A 14,202-nucleotide genomic window follows, 5' to 3' on the forward strand; every position below is an offset into this window, starting at 1 on the left:
CACCTCACTTTATGACGAAAAACAAGATTACTGATGAGGCACAAAGACGTGTATAAACTGTTCGAGTGCCTCATTTAATTTATCTTGATCTGGTAATTCACGTGTCTCTACAATTTGTGTCAGTAAAGCAGGGTATGAAACATTCATATAATTCATGAGTTCTGATTCAAACCGCTTCAAGTCATTAACAGGAACTGTATCCAGGAATCCATGCGTCAAGGCATAAATCATAATCGTTTGTTTTTCGACTCCCATTGGAGAATGAACCGGCTGTTTTAATACCTCTACCGTACGGTGACCACGATTTAATCGTTGTTGAGTAGATGCATCTAGATCAGATCCGAACTGAGTGAAAGCTTCTAGCTCTCGATAAGAAGCCAGGTCAAGACGTAATGTACCAGACACTTTCTTCATTGCCTTGATTTGAGCAGATCCCCCTACCCGTGATACAGAAAGCCCTGCGGAAATAGCAGGACGGATTCCAGCGAAGAACAGGTCACTCTCTAAGAAAATCTGTCCATCGGTAATGGAAATCACGTTAGTAGGAATATAAGCAGAAATATCACCGGCTTGTGTTTCAATAATCGGTAGCGACGTAATCGATCCACCACCTAGCTCATCATTTAATTTAGCGGAACGTTCTAGCAAGCGCGAGTGCAAGTAGAAAACATCCCCAGGATAAGCTTCACGGCCTGGTGGTCTACGTAATAACAACGACATTTCTCGGTAAGCAGCAGCTTGCTTCGAAAGGTCATCATATACAATCAGCACATGTTTTCCTTGGTACATAAACTCTTCAGCCATTGATGTCGCAGCATAAGGTGCGATATAGAGCATCGGAGCTGGTTGAGAGGCACTTGCCGACACAACGATGGTATAATCCATTGCATTGTGTTGCTTCAACAACTCTGTCAGATTACGAACAGAAGATTCCTTCTGGCCAATTGCTACATAGATACAAATGACATCTTTGCCGCGTTGATTCAAGATTGCATCAACAGCAATGCTCGTTTTCCCGGTTCTACGGTCCCCAATAATTAATTCCCGTTGACCACGTCCGATTGGCACAAGCGCATCGATTGCTTTTAATCCGGTTTGCATCGGTTCATTAATCGATTGACGATCCATGACACTTGGCGCTTCACTTTCAACTGGACGTTTCTTAGTAGTTAAGATAGGGCCTTGTCCATCAATCGGTTGACCCAGAGCATTCACTACGCGCCCAATGAGCGCTTCCCCAACAGGAACTTCCATAATATGTCCTGTTCTTTTTACAATATCGCCTTCATGGATATTCTCGAACTCACCAAAAATAATGATCCCGACATCGTCTTTCTCCAAGCTTTGAGCCATCCCGATGGAACCATTCCGAAAACGAAGAAGCTCTCCGCTCATTACGTTTTTCAGCCCGGTAGCCCGAGCGATTCCGTCACCGACATACGTCAGTTTTCCAATTTCTTCCATTTGTGGAACAGATTGAAATGAGCTGATTCTTTGCTTCATCAAAGAATGTAAATCATTCTTGTTATCCACCACATTCTTCACCTCTTCAATCCCATTCATCTTGTAATATGTGGTTCTTCATTTCTGTTAATTTTGTTTGTAACGTATTATCAAAATAATAGTTTTCCGATTCCAAGCGAACGCCGCCCAAAACTGATTCATCCACTACTTCGCGGATATAGAGATGGTGGTTCGCTATTTTCGTGCGGAAAACTTTAATAATTTTATCCCTTTGCTCTATTGTTAAAGGAACAGCAGTAGTTAACGTAACATTAATTGGTTCATTGTCATCGAGATAGAAACGGTTGAACTCTTCAATCGCTTCTAAGTACAAGCGACGATCATTCCCAGCTTCCATTCCGTCTAAAAACTTCAGTGTTACTTCGGACATTGTTTGAGCAGCTGCTAATAAAATATCTGACGTTGCTTCTGCAATTGCCTGCTCATCCGCTCCTTCTGCTGCCACCACTTCGGACATCATTTCTTTTAGTTGATTCAGTTCCATGTGCAATTGATTGGATAGAAATGAGCTCTCTAAATGGTTATAGAAGGATTGGACGTAAAAGTGTATTGAGGAACGATCCATGATAATTCCCTCCTTCTATTTTCCAAGCTCATCGATGAACTCTTCGATTAAACGATCTTGGTCATTCGTATGTAGTTCTCTACCTATCATTTTTTCAGCTATTGCCAAGGACATTTCACTAATATCTGACCGCAAGGATTCCAATGTTTGTTGACGTTCTAGTTCGATTTCTTTGTGAGCATGTTGACGGATCCGTTCAGCATCCGCTCTTGCTTCGTCCAAAATCGTTTTCTTCATCTCAGTTCCTTCTACTTGTGCTCTGGTTAATAGCTCGTTCGCTTTGCTTCTCGCTTCACGGGCTTCGTTTTGTAACTCTGCTTCTTGTTTTTCAGCTACTTGGCGTGCGGACTGCGCCTTATCCAAATCTTCTTGAATCGTTCTTTCTCTTTCTTCTAACATGCCCATTAGTGGTTTCCACGCTACACGCTTTAACAGCCAGAAGAGCAGTAAGAATGATACTAATGTGACGATAGAATTCCCAAGTGTTGTCGATGCATCTCCAAGCATGATCGTTACATTCAAGGTTACTCCCCCTATTCTATTCAAGTTTATTCTGTCTTTTTTATTGGAAAATTAATAGGAAAGCAATAACCACTGCCATGATTGGAACTGCCTCAATCAAACCTACCCCAATAAACATCAAGTTTTGTAGTCTGCTTTGAAGTTCTGGTTGTCTTGCGATTGATTCAATCGCTGTAGAAATAACCTTACCGTTCCCTAGGGATGCTCCGATGGCTGCTCCTGCAACCGCGATCGCTGCTGCGATAAAATTCATTTTAATTTCTCCTTTATTTTTCAATTATTGCTGATTAGTGTTCAATCTTGTGTGATAAATAAACCATTGTAAGCGTCGTAAAGACAAAAGCCTGAATTGAGCCAATAAATATAGAGAATCCTTGCCAAACCATTTGTAAAGGTATCCCAATCACCCATGTTAATGGACCAGCTGCATTTGCTAACGAAGCGATTAATCCTAACAGAATTTCACCCGCATAGATATTCCCATACAAACGAAGCGCCAAGGTCAATGTATTCGTAAATTCCTCCAAAATTTTAATTGGCATTAAAGCTGGGACTGGACGAATATAACTATTCATAAAATAATCCTTAAACCCATGCTCCTTCACCCCAAAATAGTGAGTCAGCAAGATAACGAGCAGCGCTAGGGCTAATGTGACGGCCGGGCTGGCAGTTGGACTTTTCCAGTAGTTAAATCCACCTACTTGTAAGATCAAAACGAGCCCCAATACGTTTGCCACCCAAATAAACAGAAATAAGGTAAATCCGAGCAAGTAAAATTGTTCTCCTTGTTTCCAGTCCATTGAACTGGAAATCATATTTCTAATAAAATTTGCCAAGTATTCCATCAACAGTTGTCCTTTGTTGCTTGGTCGCACAGAAAGTTTTCTCGTACAGAAGTAACAAAACAAAAATACAACCAAACAAGTAACGAAAACACTAATGAGAATATCCACACTAAACCCAATTCCCAGGAGTTCAATTACTTTCGATTCATGTTCCAATCGTTTCACCTCTTTTCCATCAAAATCAGGCAAATATCTCTCTCGTTTTCATATAAAATGTATAAAAATATTTATGAAAACAGTCAAATTCATTTGCATTGCATATATTACCACGAATAAAGGAAATAATCAAAAAATATTGAATATTTTTACAAAGTTTCTTTACTCAAACCTGTAATAATATTGCATACCCAATATAGGCTCAGGGTATATTGACTAGTCAAAATACCCTGAGCTTTTATTGACTAGTCAAAATAACTCATATTCTTCTTTAAAAAGAAAAATCACTTCCAACCATACGGCCAGAAGTAATTTTGAAGTCTATTTTGTGCCAAACAAGCGATCACCCGCATCGCCAAGACCAGGTAAGATGTACCCTTGCTCGTTTAAGCGTTCATCAAGTGCTGCGGTAATAATTTCTACTTCTGGATAAGTGTCTTTTAACACTTTTACTCCTTCAGGTGCAGCAACCAAACAAATAAATTTGATGTTGTCGGACTTAGCTCCGCGGCGAACCAATGCTTCAATCGCAGCAACAGCAGAACCTCCCGTTGCAAGCATCGGATCTACTACGAATAATTGGCGCTCCGCAATATCAGCCGGCAACTTTACAAAATATTCATGGGGTTCAAATGTTTCTTCATCACGATATAAACCAACGTGACCTACTTTCGCAGCTGGAAGCATTGCTAGAAAGCCATCTACCATGCCGAGTCCTGCGCGAAGAATTGGAATAATGGCTACTTTCTTACCACTTAGTTGTTTTTGGACAGACTTTACAAGCGGTGTTTCGATCACGACATCTTCCAATGGCATGTCTCTAGTTACCTCATATGCCATTAACATTGCGATTTCACTTACAACCTCGCGAAAATCTTTTGTTCCTGTGGTGGTTTGACGGATAATCGTTAACTTATGCTGAATCAAAGGATGATCCATTACGGTTACTTGTCCCATTCGAATTCCCCTTCCATTTTTTCACTTTTTCTATTGTATCGGATTGTGTTTCAATTTACCAGAAAATAATCAGAAATTAGTTGGATAAAGTGGAAATTGTTTTGTTAGGGTGAGAATATGCTCCCTTATCTCGGATAGCTTGGCTTCGTTCTCTCGGTTTTCAGCAACTTCAATGATGAATTGGGCAACAAGCGATGCTTCTTTTTCACCGAATCCTCTTGTTGTGATGGCTGGAGTACCGATCCGGATGCCGCTCGTTTTGCTTGGCGGCAAGGTGTCAAATGGAATTGCATTTTTATTTACGGTTATGCCTACTCGGTCAAGCAAAACTTCAAATTCATGCCCGTTCATTCCGTATCCAGAAGTATCAAGCAATAACAAATGATTGTCGGTGCCTCCACTAATCATACGAAAGGAAGAAGTCTTGAACACTGCCTCCATTGCTTTTGCATTTGCTACTACTCGTTCCATGTACGTATAGTAATCTGGCTGCAGCGCTTCATGGAAAGCGACGGCCTTGGCTGCAATGACATGCTCCAACGGTCCGCCTTGAATGCCAGGGAAGACGGCACTGTTCAATTTCTTAGCGTATTCTTTCTTCGCCAGAATCACACCGCCCCTTGGTCCTCGTAAGGTTTTGTGGGTAGTAGAAGTAACCACATCGGCAAACTCAACAGGGTTTTGATGGAAACCAGTCGCACAAAGTCCAGCAATATGAGCCATGTCAACCATCAACTTTGCACCTACTGCATCTGCGATTTCCCGAAATTTCTTAAAATCAATAGCTCGAGAGTAGGCACTTGCTCCAGCTACAATCAATGCAGGTCTTTCTGCTTCAGCAATCGCACGAACCTTCTCGTAATCGATTGTTTCGGTTTCTTGATCCACTCCATAAGAGACAAACTCATATGTTTGACCACTGAAGTTTACCTTTGATCCATGTGTCAAATGACCCCCGTGGTTTAAGTCCATTCCTAAAATTTTGCTACCTGGTTCTACCAAAACGCGGTAAGCAGCCATGTTCGCCTGGCTGCCAGAATGAGGCTGAACATTGGCATATTCAGCACCAAATAATTGTTTTAAACGATCAATTGCGATATTTTCAATCTGATCGACAAATTCGCATCCGCCGTAATAACGACGTCCTGGGTACCCTTCAGCATACTTATTCGTTAGAATACTTCCTTGGGCTTGGAGTACTTCTGCTGACACAAAATTCTCAGACGCGATTAACTCAATCCCTTGTTCTTGACGGTTTTTTTCCATTTCAATGATTTGAAATACTTCTGCATCCAACATTACCATCACCTATTTCATTTTTGTAAATTAAATTTTAATTAAAATCTAAGTTAGTATACCACATTGTACGACTGGTTTATAGTTTCGGATACAAGGAAGAAGCAGCCTTTTCTAGACGGTTCATGTAGGCTTGCCCAATTCCTACTTTTGGATATCCTTCTGCTAAAATGACATCTACATCCGCTTCATCAAAATAACGAAGTCCCGCATATAAATGCTTCGAAGCTTCTCTAGCTTCTTCCTTTCTACCTAAAGAATACACATCCTTTATACCTCTGTTCGCTAAGGACTCCAGTGTTTCCATGGAAGCGAGCAAGGCAATCTTTTTCCCTTCGATAAGTAGCTCGTCAATCAACTCGCTCCAATCAGAATCATTACCAGACACTAAAATGACGGGTTGTTTGGGCGAATAATGAACATACTTCATTCCCGGTGCCTTAGGAGCTTCTTCATCTGCTGTTACCTTATCACCGCCAACCCAAACTTTCTCATCGACCACTTCTTCAATCATTTCACGAGAAATGGCACCTGGACGCAAGATGACTAGACCTCTCTCATCGGTTAAATCCAACACCGTGGACTCTACTCCAATTTGAGTCGCTCCTCCGTCTACTACGCCAGCAATTTTACCAGACAAGTCATGGAGAACGTGTTCAACTGTAGTAGGACTCGGTTTACCCGAAGTATTCGCACTTGGCCCAACGATCGGAAATCCGGTCTCTTCTATTAGGCGAATCGTCAAGGGCTGGTCAGGCATCCGCAAAGAAACCGTTCCTCGACCTGAAGAAAGAGCCGGAGCAAAAACATGGTCTTTCGCTTCAAAAATCAACGTCAATGGTCCTGGCCAAAATGCTTGCATCAACGGTTGGGCAACTGGCGGAACCGAAGCAACTAGTTCAGCAATATCTGATGAAGCTACATGGACGATCAACGGGTTATCACTGGGGCGTCCTTTCACTTGATATACTTCTTTCACTGCTTCCTCATTCGAGGCAATGGCGCCTAACCCGTAGACGGTTTCTGTTGGGAAGGCAACTAACTGCCCCTTGCTTAATAATTTTCCTGCTTCCCCTATATTTTCAGCGTGGAATATTCTTGTTTCCATATACTGCCTCCTCATTAAAAAAAGTGTGAAAAACGGCTTACACAGACCGCTCTATCTTGGGTCTTGCCGCTGTTTTTCACACTCTACTATTTCACAATTAACATTCGGTCTAATCCGTTAATGTCCTTTTGAATGGTTACTTCTTTATCAGGAAAAGCTTTCCGATACAGTTTCTGCAACTTTTCACCTTGTTGGAAACCAATTTCCATAAACAAACAACCATCTGTCATCAAATGGAATGGCAATTCGTAAGCCAACTTTTCGTAAATGCTCAGACCCTTATTCTCAGCGAATAGAGCCATTGATGGTTCATATTCTAAAACCGATTCATCCATTAAATGCTTCTCTTCAAAAGCGATATAAGGTGGGTTGCTGATAATACAATCAAAGGTCTCTAGTGCAACAGGTTCTAATAAATCGCCTTCTAGAAAGCGGATGTCCAAATGGTACTGGTCAGCATTTTCTTTTGCTACTTCTAACGCTTCCGGAGACAGATCGATTGCAGTCACTTGATCGACAGGTCGTTCGTGTTTCATTGCAATCGCGATTGCCCCGGAACCTGTCCCAATATCCAACACTCGAAAATGGTCTTTATCTGTTTTGCTGTTTAAGTGCAGCAAGGCTTGATGGACCAATTCTTCTGTTTCAGGACGAGGAATCAAAGTATCCTGAGTCACTTTTAGCGGCAACCCATAGAACCATTCTTTACCTACAATATATTGAAGTGGTTTTCCCTGAACGAATTCATTCAGATCATCCAAGTACTGCAGATAAACCTGCTCATCCATTATTTTATTCAAATGCATCATTAAATCTGTTTTGGTCCAATCACATCGATCCATCAATAAGCGCTCTGCAATAGAGGGGTTCAGCTGTTTGTTTTCTAAATAAGTAACAGCTTGCATCATGATTTGCTGATATGTTTTACCACTAGATTGTTCCATTATTTAGACTCTCCAACTTTGTTGTTTGATCGGCAATAATAAGTGCATCGATAACTTCATCTAATTTTCCACTCAATATTTGATCCAACTTTTGAATTGTTAATCCGATTCGGTGATCGGTAACGCGGTTTTGTGGGAAGTTGTAGGTCCGGATTCGTTCGGAACGGTCTCCAGTTCCAACTGCCGACTTACGGTTTGCATCATATTCTGATTGTGCCTCTCCTGCAAGCTGATCGTATACACGAGCACGCAACACCTTCATTGCCTTCTCACGGTTCTTCAGTTGAGAACGCTCATCTTGCATCGCTACCGCAATACCGGTAGGAATGTGGGTTAAACGAACGGCAGAAGCGGTCTTGTTAACGTGCTGTCCACCTGCTCCGCTGGCATGATAAATATCTGTTCGGATATCTTTATCAGCGAGATCAAGTTCGACTTCTTCCATTTCAGGTAGAACGACAACGGTTGACGTTGAAGTATGAACGCGTCCTTGCGATTCTGTTTCTGGGACACGTTGAACACGGTGTGCGCCGCTCTCGTACTTCAATTTAGAAAAGACACTTTGTCCGGTAATCATGAGGATAATTTCTTTGTATCCGCCAATTCCAGTTATATTCGCATCCAATACTTCTACTTTCCATCCTTGGCTCTCCGCGTAACGGCTGTACATTTCGAATAAATCGCCAGCAAACAAGGCAGCTTCGTCACCACCCGCTGCACCACGGATTTCCATAATGATGTTTTTCCCATCATTTGGATCTTCAGGAAGCATTAGAACTTTAATTTGTTCTTCTAAGTCAGCTTTTTGACTCTTTAATTCAGATAATTCTTCTTTCGCTAAAGAAGCCATTTCATCATCTAAGCTCTCGCCTAGCAATTCTTCTGTATCTGCTAACTCAGAGGTCACACGCTTGTATTCCTTAAAAACAGCTACTTTTGGACGTAAATTTGCTTCCTCTTTTGTCAATTCCATAAAGCGTCTGGTGTCTCCAATGACTTCTGGATCGCTCAGCAATTCAGACAACTCATCATAACGGATCAGGAATGCATCTAACTGATCAAACATTTTCTCAAAACCCTTCTTTTTTCAACTCTGGATGGAAATAGTGATTCCGGCAGACCGGAATATAAGACTCGTTTCCTCCAATTTGAATCTGCTCGCCTGCATACATCGGTTTTCCATTGACAATCCGCATATTCATGATTGCTTTTTTATGGCAATACCAACAAATCGTTTTTATTTCTTCGATTTTATCTGCGTATAGCAATAAATACTTCGAACCTTCAAACAGTTCATTGGTAAAATCATTCTTCAAACCAAATGCCATGACCGGAATCGCTAATTCATCAACAATACGAGCAAGCTGCAAAACGTGTTCTTTTGATAAAAATTGAGCTTCGTCAATCAGTATGCAATAAGGTTTCACTTGTTCAGCTTGTACTTGTTTGTATAAATCTGTTTGCTCATCCACCGGCACTGCTTCTCTTCTCAGTCCAATACGACTGGATACATAGCCAATTTCATCCCGATTATCAATGGCGCTAGTAAAAATCAACACTGGTTTGTCTTGTTCTTCGTAATTATGGGCAACTTTTAAGATTTCGATGGTTTTCCCACTATTCATTGCACCATACTTAAAAAATAATTGAGCCACATTGCACCTCGCCATTGTTCTTTGGTTATCATCTTGTAATATAATAGTAATAATTGGTTCCAAAGTCAATCATTGAGAACGAATTTGCCAATTTGAGAAAAGAAATATTATTGAAAAAACAGAATCAAATTTGTTAAGAATTGATAAAATTAATTGCCATTTCCTTTGAAAGCATACTTTGCCACTTTCAGAATGGATGTATTTTGTGCTATGATGTCAAAGAGAATTTTACGAAGGGGAGATACATTTGAGTATTCGCGGAACAGTAGCGGTCACGGTAGGAAAAGGAGCACAATGGGCATTACGTACATTTACAAAAGGCGGTACCAGTTTACCTGGGAAATTAGCGTCTAAAATTGATCCTGCCGTCCTATCCCACCTTGCAAAAGAGTATGAAGTTGTCATTATCACTGGAACGAATGGAAAGACCTTAACCACTTCCCTTACTTACCATGTTTTGCAACAAAAATATCCCCATATTTTGACAAACCCAACGGGAGCAAATATGGAACAAGGAATTATTTCTTCTTTTATCGAACAAAAAGGGAAAAGGAAAGCAGAGAAAAAACTAGCCGTGCTGGAAGTTGATGAAGCAAGTCTCGTTTATGTAACAAAATATATTAAGCCAAAAATCATTGTTAATACAAACGTGTTCCGAGATCAAATGGACCGTTTTGGGGAAATCTATACCATTTACCAAAAAATGGTTGACGGAGCAGCTCTTGCTCCAGAGGCGATTGTAATGGCTAATGGGGACAGCCCGATTTTTAATTCGAAGGACTTGGTTAATCCACAAGTATACTTCGGGTTCAACCATGAAGATGATGGCGAAACAATGGCTCATTACAATACAGATGGTGTTTTATGTCCGCAATGCCAAAAAGTATTGCATTATAAATTTAATACCTATGCCAACTTAGGCAAGTATTACTGTCAAAACTGTGACTTCCACCGTCCAGAACTAAAATATGCTGTCACTTCTGTTGATCATTTGGACTATCAGTCTTCTTCCTTTACGATTGACGGACATCCTTTCAAAATTAATATCGCTGGGTTGTATAACGTTTATAATGCACTTGCAGCCTATTCGGTTGGCCGTGAATTTGGACTAACTCCAGCGGAAATTCAAGCTGGATTCGCATCTGCTCAGCAAAAATTTGGCCGTCAAGAAACGATTCAAGTAGGAGATAAGAAGATTATCCTAAATCTAATTAAGAACCCAGTCGGTCTCAATCAAATTATTAATTTGTTGGATTATGAAAATGATCCGATTTCTCTAGCAGTCATTTTGAATGACCGTCCAGCAGACGGTACGGATGTAAGTTGGATCTGGGATGGAGAATTTGAAAAGTTACCGGAGCATGACATTCGTTCTGTTGCCGTGAGTGGAATTCGCAGAGAAGAAATGCACCTTCGTCTGAAAGTAGCCGGTTTACCGGAAGCAGAAACGAAAGTCTATGAAACACTGGATCGCTTGTTGGAATCCTTTAAGAATGCACCAACCGAAAAGATTTATGTGATGGCAACCTATACAGCTGTCTTGAATCTACGGAAAGAACTCGCAGAGAAAGGCTTCATCGAGGAGAGGATGAAATAGATGAAAATTAAAATTGGCCATCTATATGGCAACTTGATGAATACTTATGGAGACAACGGAAACTTACTGATGTTACAGTACTATGCACGCGAAAAAGGTGTAACAGTAGAAACGGAAATTATCAGTTTAGAACAACCTTTTGACCCGAACGAATATGATTTAGTATTCTTCGGTGGCGGTCAGGACTATGAACAATACATTGTTTCATTAGACATTAAAGAAAAAGCCGAGCAAATAAAACAATACATTGAACAAGATGGCGTTTTATTAGCGATTTGTGGCGGATTTCAAATGTTAGGACATTATTATGTCGATGCTACTGGGAAACGTATTGAAGGAATCGGGGTTCTTGATCACTATACATTGAATCAAGAAAATAACCGGTTTATTGGAAATATTACTATCAAGAACGAAGAAACCGGCGAAACGTATCATGGCTTCGAAAATCATAACGGTCGCACCTTCCTTGGTGAAGGCGTAAAACCACTTGGTATCGTTCAAGAAGGAAAAGGAAATAATAATGAGGATCAAACGGAAGGCGCTCATTATAAAAATGTCTTCTGCTCTTACTTCCATGGACCTTTGCTTGTGCGGAATCAACATTTAGCAGAACGTATTGTAGAATTGGCAATCGCCAATCGTCAAAAAAAGAACTTGATTGCTTAAAATGAATGAATCAAAAATAAGACCCCCGAAAATAAAGTTTTTGGGGGTCTTATTTTTGAACCTTCGATAAACGGCTTGCTATCTTACTTCTAACACCAACTATTTTCTAGCTTCCAATCATATACAGGAGATAATTGGTTACGAACATTCCTACATGCGTTGTCATGTGTCCGACCATTGCAGCTTCTAAATGGTGCTTCCAGTAAAGCAGGCCAAAGACTACCCCACCGCTCCCGTTCAGTAACAGCATTCGGGTCCACACGAGCGGAGTCATTTCTGTCAAGGAGCTTGTTGCTCCATAATGACCTAAGGCAAATAGGAGCGCCGAGATAAGAATAGCTGTTACGTATTTCTTCGGCTTCCGCCTTTTCCCTTTTTTAGTAAGGAAGTAAACGAAGACAGTCATCAAACCAAAACGCAGGAGCACCTCTTCCACAATTCCGCCGTATAAAATTCCCACTACCAATCCATAAAGGTCCGGACGCACGGTTTCTCCTAGAAAAGGAAGCCATGGTTCTAATACTTGATCGAAGCCGACAAATCCAGCTCCAAGGCCCAAGCCGGAAAGAGTTGCCGGGACAAACCCTTTTTTCGTACGCCACTTTCCTTGTGAAATCAACGAACGAAGCCCGACTTTCTTTGATAAATATTGCCCCGTTCCTAACGCTACCATACTAAGAACGAATGGCTGCAGTAAGGTTACGAGTCCCATGATTTCTGCTCGCAAGGGAACCTCTACGAGCCCTTGCATAACCAGGCTGCGAATAGAAGCAACTTGCATGGGATAGAGACTGGCAATTCCTAAAACGACTAAGCCAAGGAGCATCATGAACGGTGCTCGCTGGCTTTTTTTCAATTTCTTCATTTTCCTTTATATCCTCCACTAAAGCGTGAAACTCCAAAGAATCATTACGATCATCAAAAGAATGGTTCCTCCTACAAATAACCAAGCTTGATAACGTGCCAAGTTCAATGTAGGTCCAATCCCGAATCTTTTTTCTACAAAAATAGACGGGTCTTCTTTGTTAAAATAAAATACTCCCCAGAGCCAACTTCCATTTTCTTCTGTATCTTTATAATATCGTTCGTCTTCTTTTAGTAATTTTTCACCTGCTTGGCCATATTTATAAGATAAATAAACCGTTCCGCCAATCGTAAACACCATATAGATCACGATAAAGACAAACATGATCCAACCCATTTTTCCTTGGCTGAACATCGAGAATAGGACGAGTCCAGAAAGCAACAGCTGGGTTGCCAGGGTCATCCAAAACAAGAAATTCGACCATGCTTGACGGAAATGACGACTTTTGGCACTTGCCTCTACTGGTTCGAGCGGAGATAATTTTTGCTTAGAAACCAGAATTGAATAGCGGCTGTAGTGGAAAACAGGAATGAGCATTACTTGAAGGAAGGGCAAAGCGAGAACAGTCCATAAACTCTTCTCCATCGTGCGATTGACTTCAAAGTTGAGATCCCAATTAATTGGAATTCCATTGGGAATAGCGTCATAAAAAGCAAAAATAAAGACGATTGGAATCAAAATGATGATTACTTGCCAGATGAAAAAAAAAAAATTACTCCGTGTTTTTAATTGACGGTGAAAGTTTACATCAATAATAACTTTTTTCGCTTTTTCTTGTTCTTCCTTTGGTAAGGTTTGTTTCCAGTCAAGAATTTCCTTCCGATATTTCAAATATAGCCCAAAAGAAAGCAGCATATAAAGTAGAATTGCGATCAATGTGTAAATGGCCGCTATCATTTCTGCCTCATCGAAAGAATCAATAAAAGGAAATAGAAGAGCGGTAAACCAATGAACATACTAAAACCTGAATTATTCATACTTCTAAATTTTCCTTATTAATTTAGGAAAACCGTTGGTTTATACTTTTTTATCATTGTATTCCGAATGTGAATCGCACCATTGTTTCAAATTTTGTTTGCGTTCAAGAATCAGTACGAAAAACTTCCGGTTTTTGGGCGCACGATCCCCTTGGAATTCATTAATTTTTTTAAAATTTCAGTTGGCTCTCGGCCCTACCAACAGAGTTGCTGGATTTTGTCCAATAAGTGGTAGAACAGGTTTTGGTAGACATGGGAAGAGCTCGTCTTCAAAAAAAACTTTCGGCCGCTGCGGACCAGCTTGCCAGCCACTTTGAAGAGGCGCAGGCGCAAGGTGTCTACTTGGAAGGCCGCTTCTTTCGCCGGTAAACAGATTGTTTTCATGAAGTTGACCAGGTTGTAAGCCAAGAGGCTTACCATCATCCGGCCATGGTTTTCCAGAAAACAGGAGCTATCCGTCTTGTCGAAATGGAAACCGTTCTTCGCTTCCTTGATATAATTCTCCATGGTGCCACGCTTGTGGTA

Annotated in this window: 16 protein-coding genes; 2 read left to right on the forward strand and 14 right to left on the reverse strand. The window is 40.9% G+C overall.

Annotated features, from left to right (window positions below):
- Positions 1–27: 27 nt before the first annotated feature.
- The 11 genes from atpA to PVE40_RS06550 form a co-directional block, all read right to left on the reverse strand.
- Entirely contained in the window at positions 28–1,503 is a 1,476-nt protein-coding gene (gene atpA / locus PVE40_RS06500; RefSeq protein WP_420828518.1) for a F0F1 ATP synthase subunit alpha, read from the reverse strand.
- Positions 1,504–1,549: 46 nt separating this feature from the next.
- Entirely contained in the window at positions 1,550–2,089 is a 540-nt protein-coding gene (locus PVE40_RS06505) for a F0F1 ATP synthase subunit delta (RefSeq protein ID WP_274731074.1), read from the reverse strand.
- A gap of 15 nt (positions 2,090–2,104) precedes the next feature.
- Positions 2,105–2,611: a F0F1 ATP synthase subunit B gene (gene atpF, locus PVE40_RS06510; protein ID WP_274731075.1), complete on the reverse strand. Its 507-nt coding sequence runs from the start codon at positions 2,609–2,611 to the stop codon at positions 2,105–2,107.
- A gap of 40 nt (positions 2,612–2,651) precedes the next feature.
- Positions 2,652–2,864, reverse strand: a complete 213-nt coding sequence (gene atpE, locus PVE40_RS06515) for a F0F1 ATP synthase subunit C (protein ID WP_274731076.1) — start codon at positions 2,862–2,864, stop codon at positions 2,652–2,654.
- A 34-nt stretch (positions 2,865–2,898) separates the two neighbouring features.
- Positions 2,899–3,612 carry a F0F1 ATP synthase subunit A gene (gene atpB / locus PVE40_RS06520; protein WP_274731077.1) on the reverse strand — a complete coding sequence of 238 codons (714 nt, stop codon included), beginning with the start codon at positions 3,610–3,612 and terminating at the stop codon, positions 2,899–2,901.
- Positions 3,613–3,933: 321 nt separating this feature from the next.
- Positions 3,934–4,569, reverse strand: a complete 636-nt coding sequence (gene upp / locus PVE40_RS06525) for a uracil phosphoribosyltransferase (protein WP_274731078.1) — start codon at positions 4,567–4,569, stop codon at positions 3,934–3,936.
- Between the two features lie 69 nt (positions 4,570–4,638).
- Entirely contained in the window at positions 4,639–5,868 is a 1,230-nt protein-coding gene (gene glyA, locus PVE40_RS06530) for a serine hydroxymethyltransferase (RefSeq protein ID WP_274731079.1), read from the reverse strand.
- 76 nt (positions 5,869–5,944) lie between these two features.
- Positions 5,945–6,973, reverse strand: coding sequence for an L-threonylcarbamoyladenylate synthase (locus PVE40_RS06535; RefSeq protein ID WP_274731080.1), 1,029 nt, complete (start codon positions 6,971–6,973; stop codon positions 5,945–5,947).
- A gap of 86 nt (positions 6,974–7,059) precedes the next feature.
- Complete coding sequence (gene prmC / locus PVE40_RS06540; RefSeq protein WP_274731081.1) at positions 7,060–7,917, reverse strand: peptide chain release factor N(5)-glutamine methyltransferase; 858 nt, start codon at positions 7,915–7,917, stop codon at positions 7,060–7,062.
- A complete protein-coding gene (prfA, locus tag PVE40_RS06545; protein ID WP_274731082.1) occupies positions 7,904–8,983 on the reverse strand; it encodes a peptide chain release factor 1 in 1,080 nt (359 codons plus the stop codon). The genes prmC and prfA overlap by 14 nt, the downstream gene beginning before the upstream one ends.
- Before the next feature lie 4 nt (positions 8,984–8,987).
- On the reverse strand, positions 8,988–9,572 hold the full coding sequence (locus tag PVE40_RS06550; protein ID WP_274731083.1) for a thymidine kinase: 585 nt from the start codon (positions 9,570–9,572) through the stop codon (positions 8,988–8,990).
- Positions 9,573–9,819: 247 nt separating this feature from the next.
- On the opposite strand from PVE40_RS06550, the gene PVE40_RS06555 reads away from it, so the two are divergent.
- Both PVE40_RS06555 and PVE40_RS06560 read left to right on the forward strand, forming a co-directional pair.
- Positions 9,820–11,169 (forward strand): Mur ligase family protein, encoded by a 1,350-nt coding sequence (locus PVE40_RS06555; RefSeq protein ID WP_274731084.1) that lies wholly within the window; start codon positions 9,820–9,822, stop codon positions 11,167–11,169.
- Complete coding sequence (locus PVE40_RS06560; protein ID WP_274731085.1) at positions 11,170–11,835, forward strand: type 1 glutamine amidotransferase; 666 nt, start codon at positions 11,170–11,172, stop codon at positions 11,833–11,835.
- A gap of 106 nt (positions 11,836–11,941) precedes the next feature.
- Here the strand turns inward: PVE40_RS06560 and PVE40_RS06565 are convergent, their stop codons facing one another.
- From PVE40_RS06565 to PVE40_RS06575, 3 genes are all read right to left on the reverse strand, one after another.
- On the reverse strand, positions 11,942–12,700 hold the full coding sequence (locus PVE40_RS06565) for a CPBP family intramembrane glutamic endopeptidase (RefSeq protein WP_274731086.1): 759 nt from the start codon (positions 12,698–12,700) through the stop codon (positions 11,942–11,944).
- An 18-nt stretch (positions 12,701–12,718) separates the two neighbouring features.
- Entirely contained in the window at positions 12,719–13,597 is an 879-nt protein-coding gene (locus tag PVE40_RS06570) for a DUF5808 domain-containing protein (protein ID WP_274731087.1), read from the reverse strand.
- A 275-nt stretch (positions 13,598–13,872) separates the two neighbouring features.
- On the reverse strand, positions 13,873–14,202 hold a 330-nt coding region (locus tag PVE40_RS06575; RefSeq protein WP_274731050.1), incomplete at its 5' end, for a transposase.

The sequence above is a fragment of the Jeotgalibaca caeni genome (genome assembly GCF_028863945.1).
In the GTDB taxonomy this organism is placed as follows: domain Bacteria; phylum Bacillota; class Bacilli; order Lactobacillales; family Aerococcaceae; genus Jeotgalibaca; species Jeotgalibaca caeni.

Excerpts from the sequence above, each read along its gene's own strand:
- PVE40_RS06535 (WP_274731080.1), bottom strand. The coding sequence starts at position 6,973 with ATGGAAACAAGAATATTCCACGCTGAAAATATAGGGGAAGCAGGAAAA.
- atpE (WP_274731076.1), bottom strand. The coding sequence starts at position 2,864 with ATGAATTTTATCGCAGCAGCGATCGCGGTTGCAGGAGCAGCCATCGGA.
- PVE40_RS06560 (WP_274731085.1), top strand. The coding sequence starts at position 11,170 with ATGAAAATTAAAATTGGCCATCTATATGGCAACTTGATGAATACTTAT.
- prfA (WP_274731082.1), bottom strand. The coding sequence starts at position 8,983 with ATGTTTGATCAGTTAGATGCATTCCTGATCCGTTATGATGAGTTGTCT.
- PVE40_RS06570 (WP_274731087.1), bottom strand. The coding sequence starts at position 13,597 with ATGATAGCGGCCATTTACACATTGATCGCAATTCTACTTTATATGCTG.
- upp (WP_274731078.1), bottom strand. The coding sequence starts at position 4,569 with ATGGGACAAGTAACCGTAATGGATCATCCTTTGATTCAGCATAAGTTA.
- glyA (WP_274731079.1), bottom strand. The coding sequence starts at position 5,868 with ATGTTGGATGCAGAAGTATTTCAAATCATTGAAATGGAAAAAAACCGT.
- atpA (WP_420828518.1), bottom strand. The coding sequence starts at position 1,503 with ATGAAGCAAAGAATCAGCTCATTTCAATCTGTTCCACAAATGGAAGAA.
- PVE40_RS06565 (WP_274731086.1), bottom strand. The coding sequence starts at position 12,700 with ATGAAGAAATTGAAAAAAAGCCAGCGAGCACCGTTCATGATGCTCCTT.
- prmC (WP_274731081.1), bottom strand. The coding sequence starts at position 7,917 with ATGGAACAATCTAGTGGTAAAACATATCAGCAAATCATGATGCAAGCT.
- PVE40_RS06505 (WP_274731074.1), bottom strand. The coding sequence starts at position 2,089 with ATGGATCGTTCCTCAATACACTTTTACGTCCAATCCTTCTATAACCAT.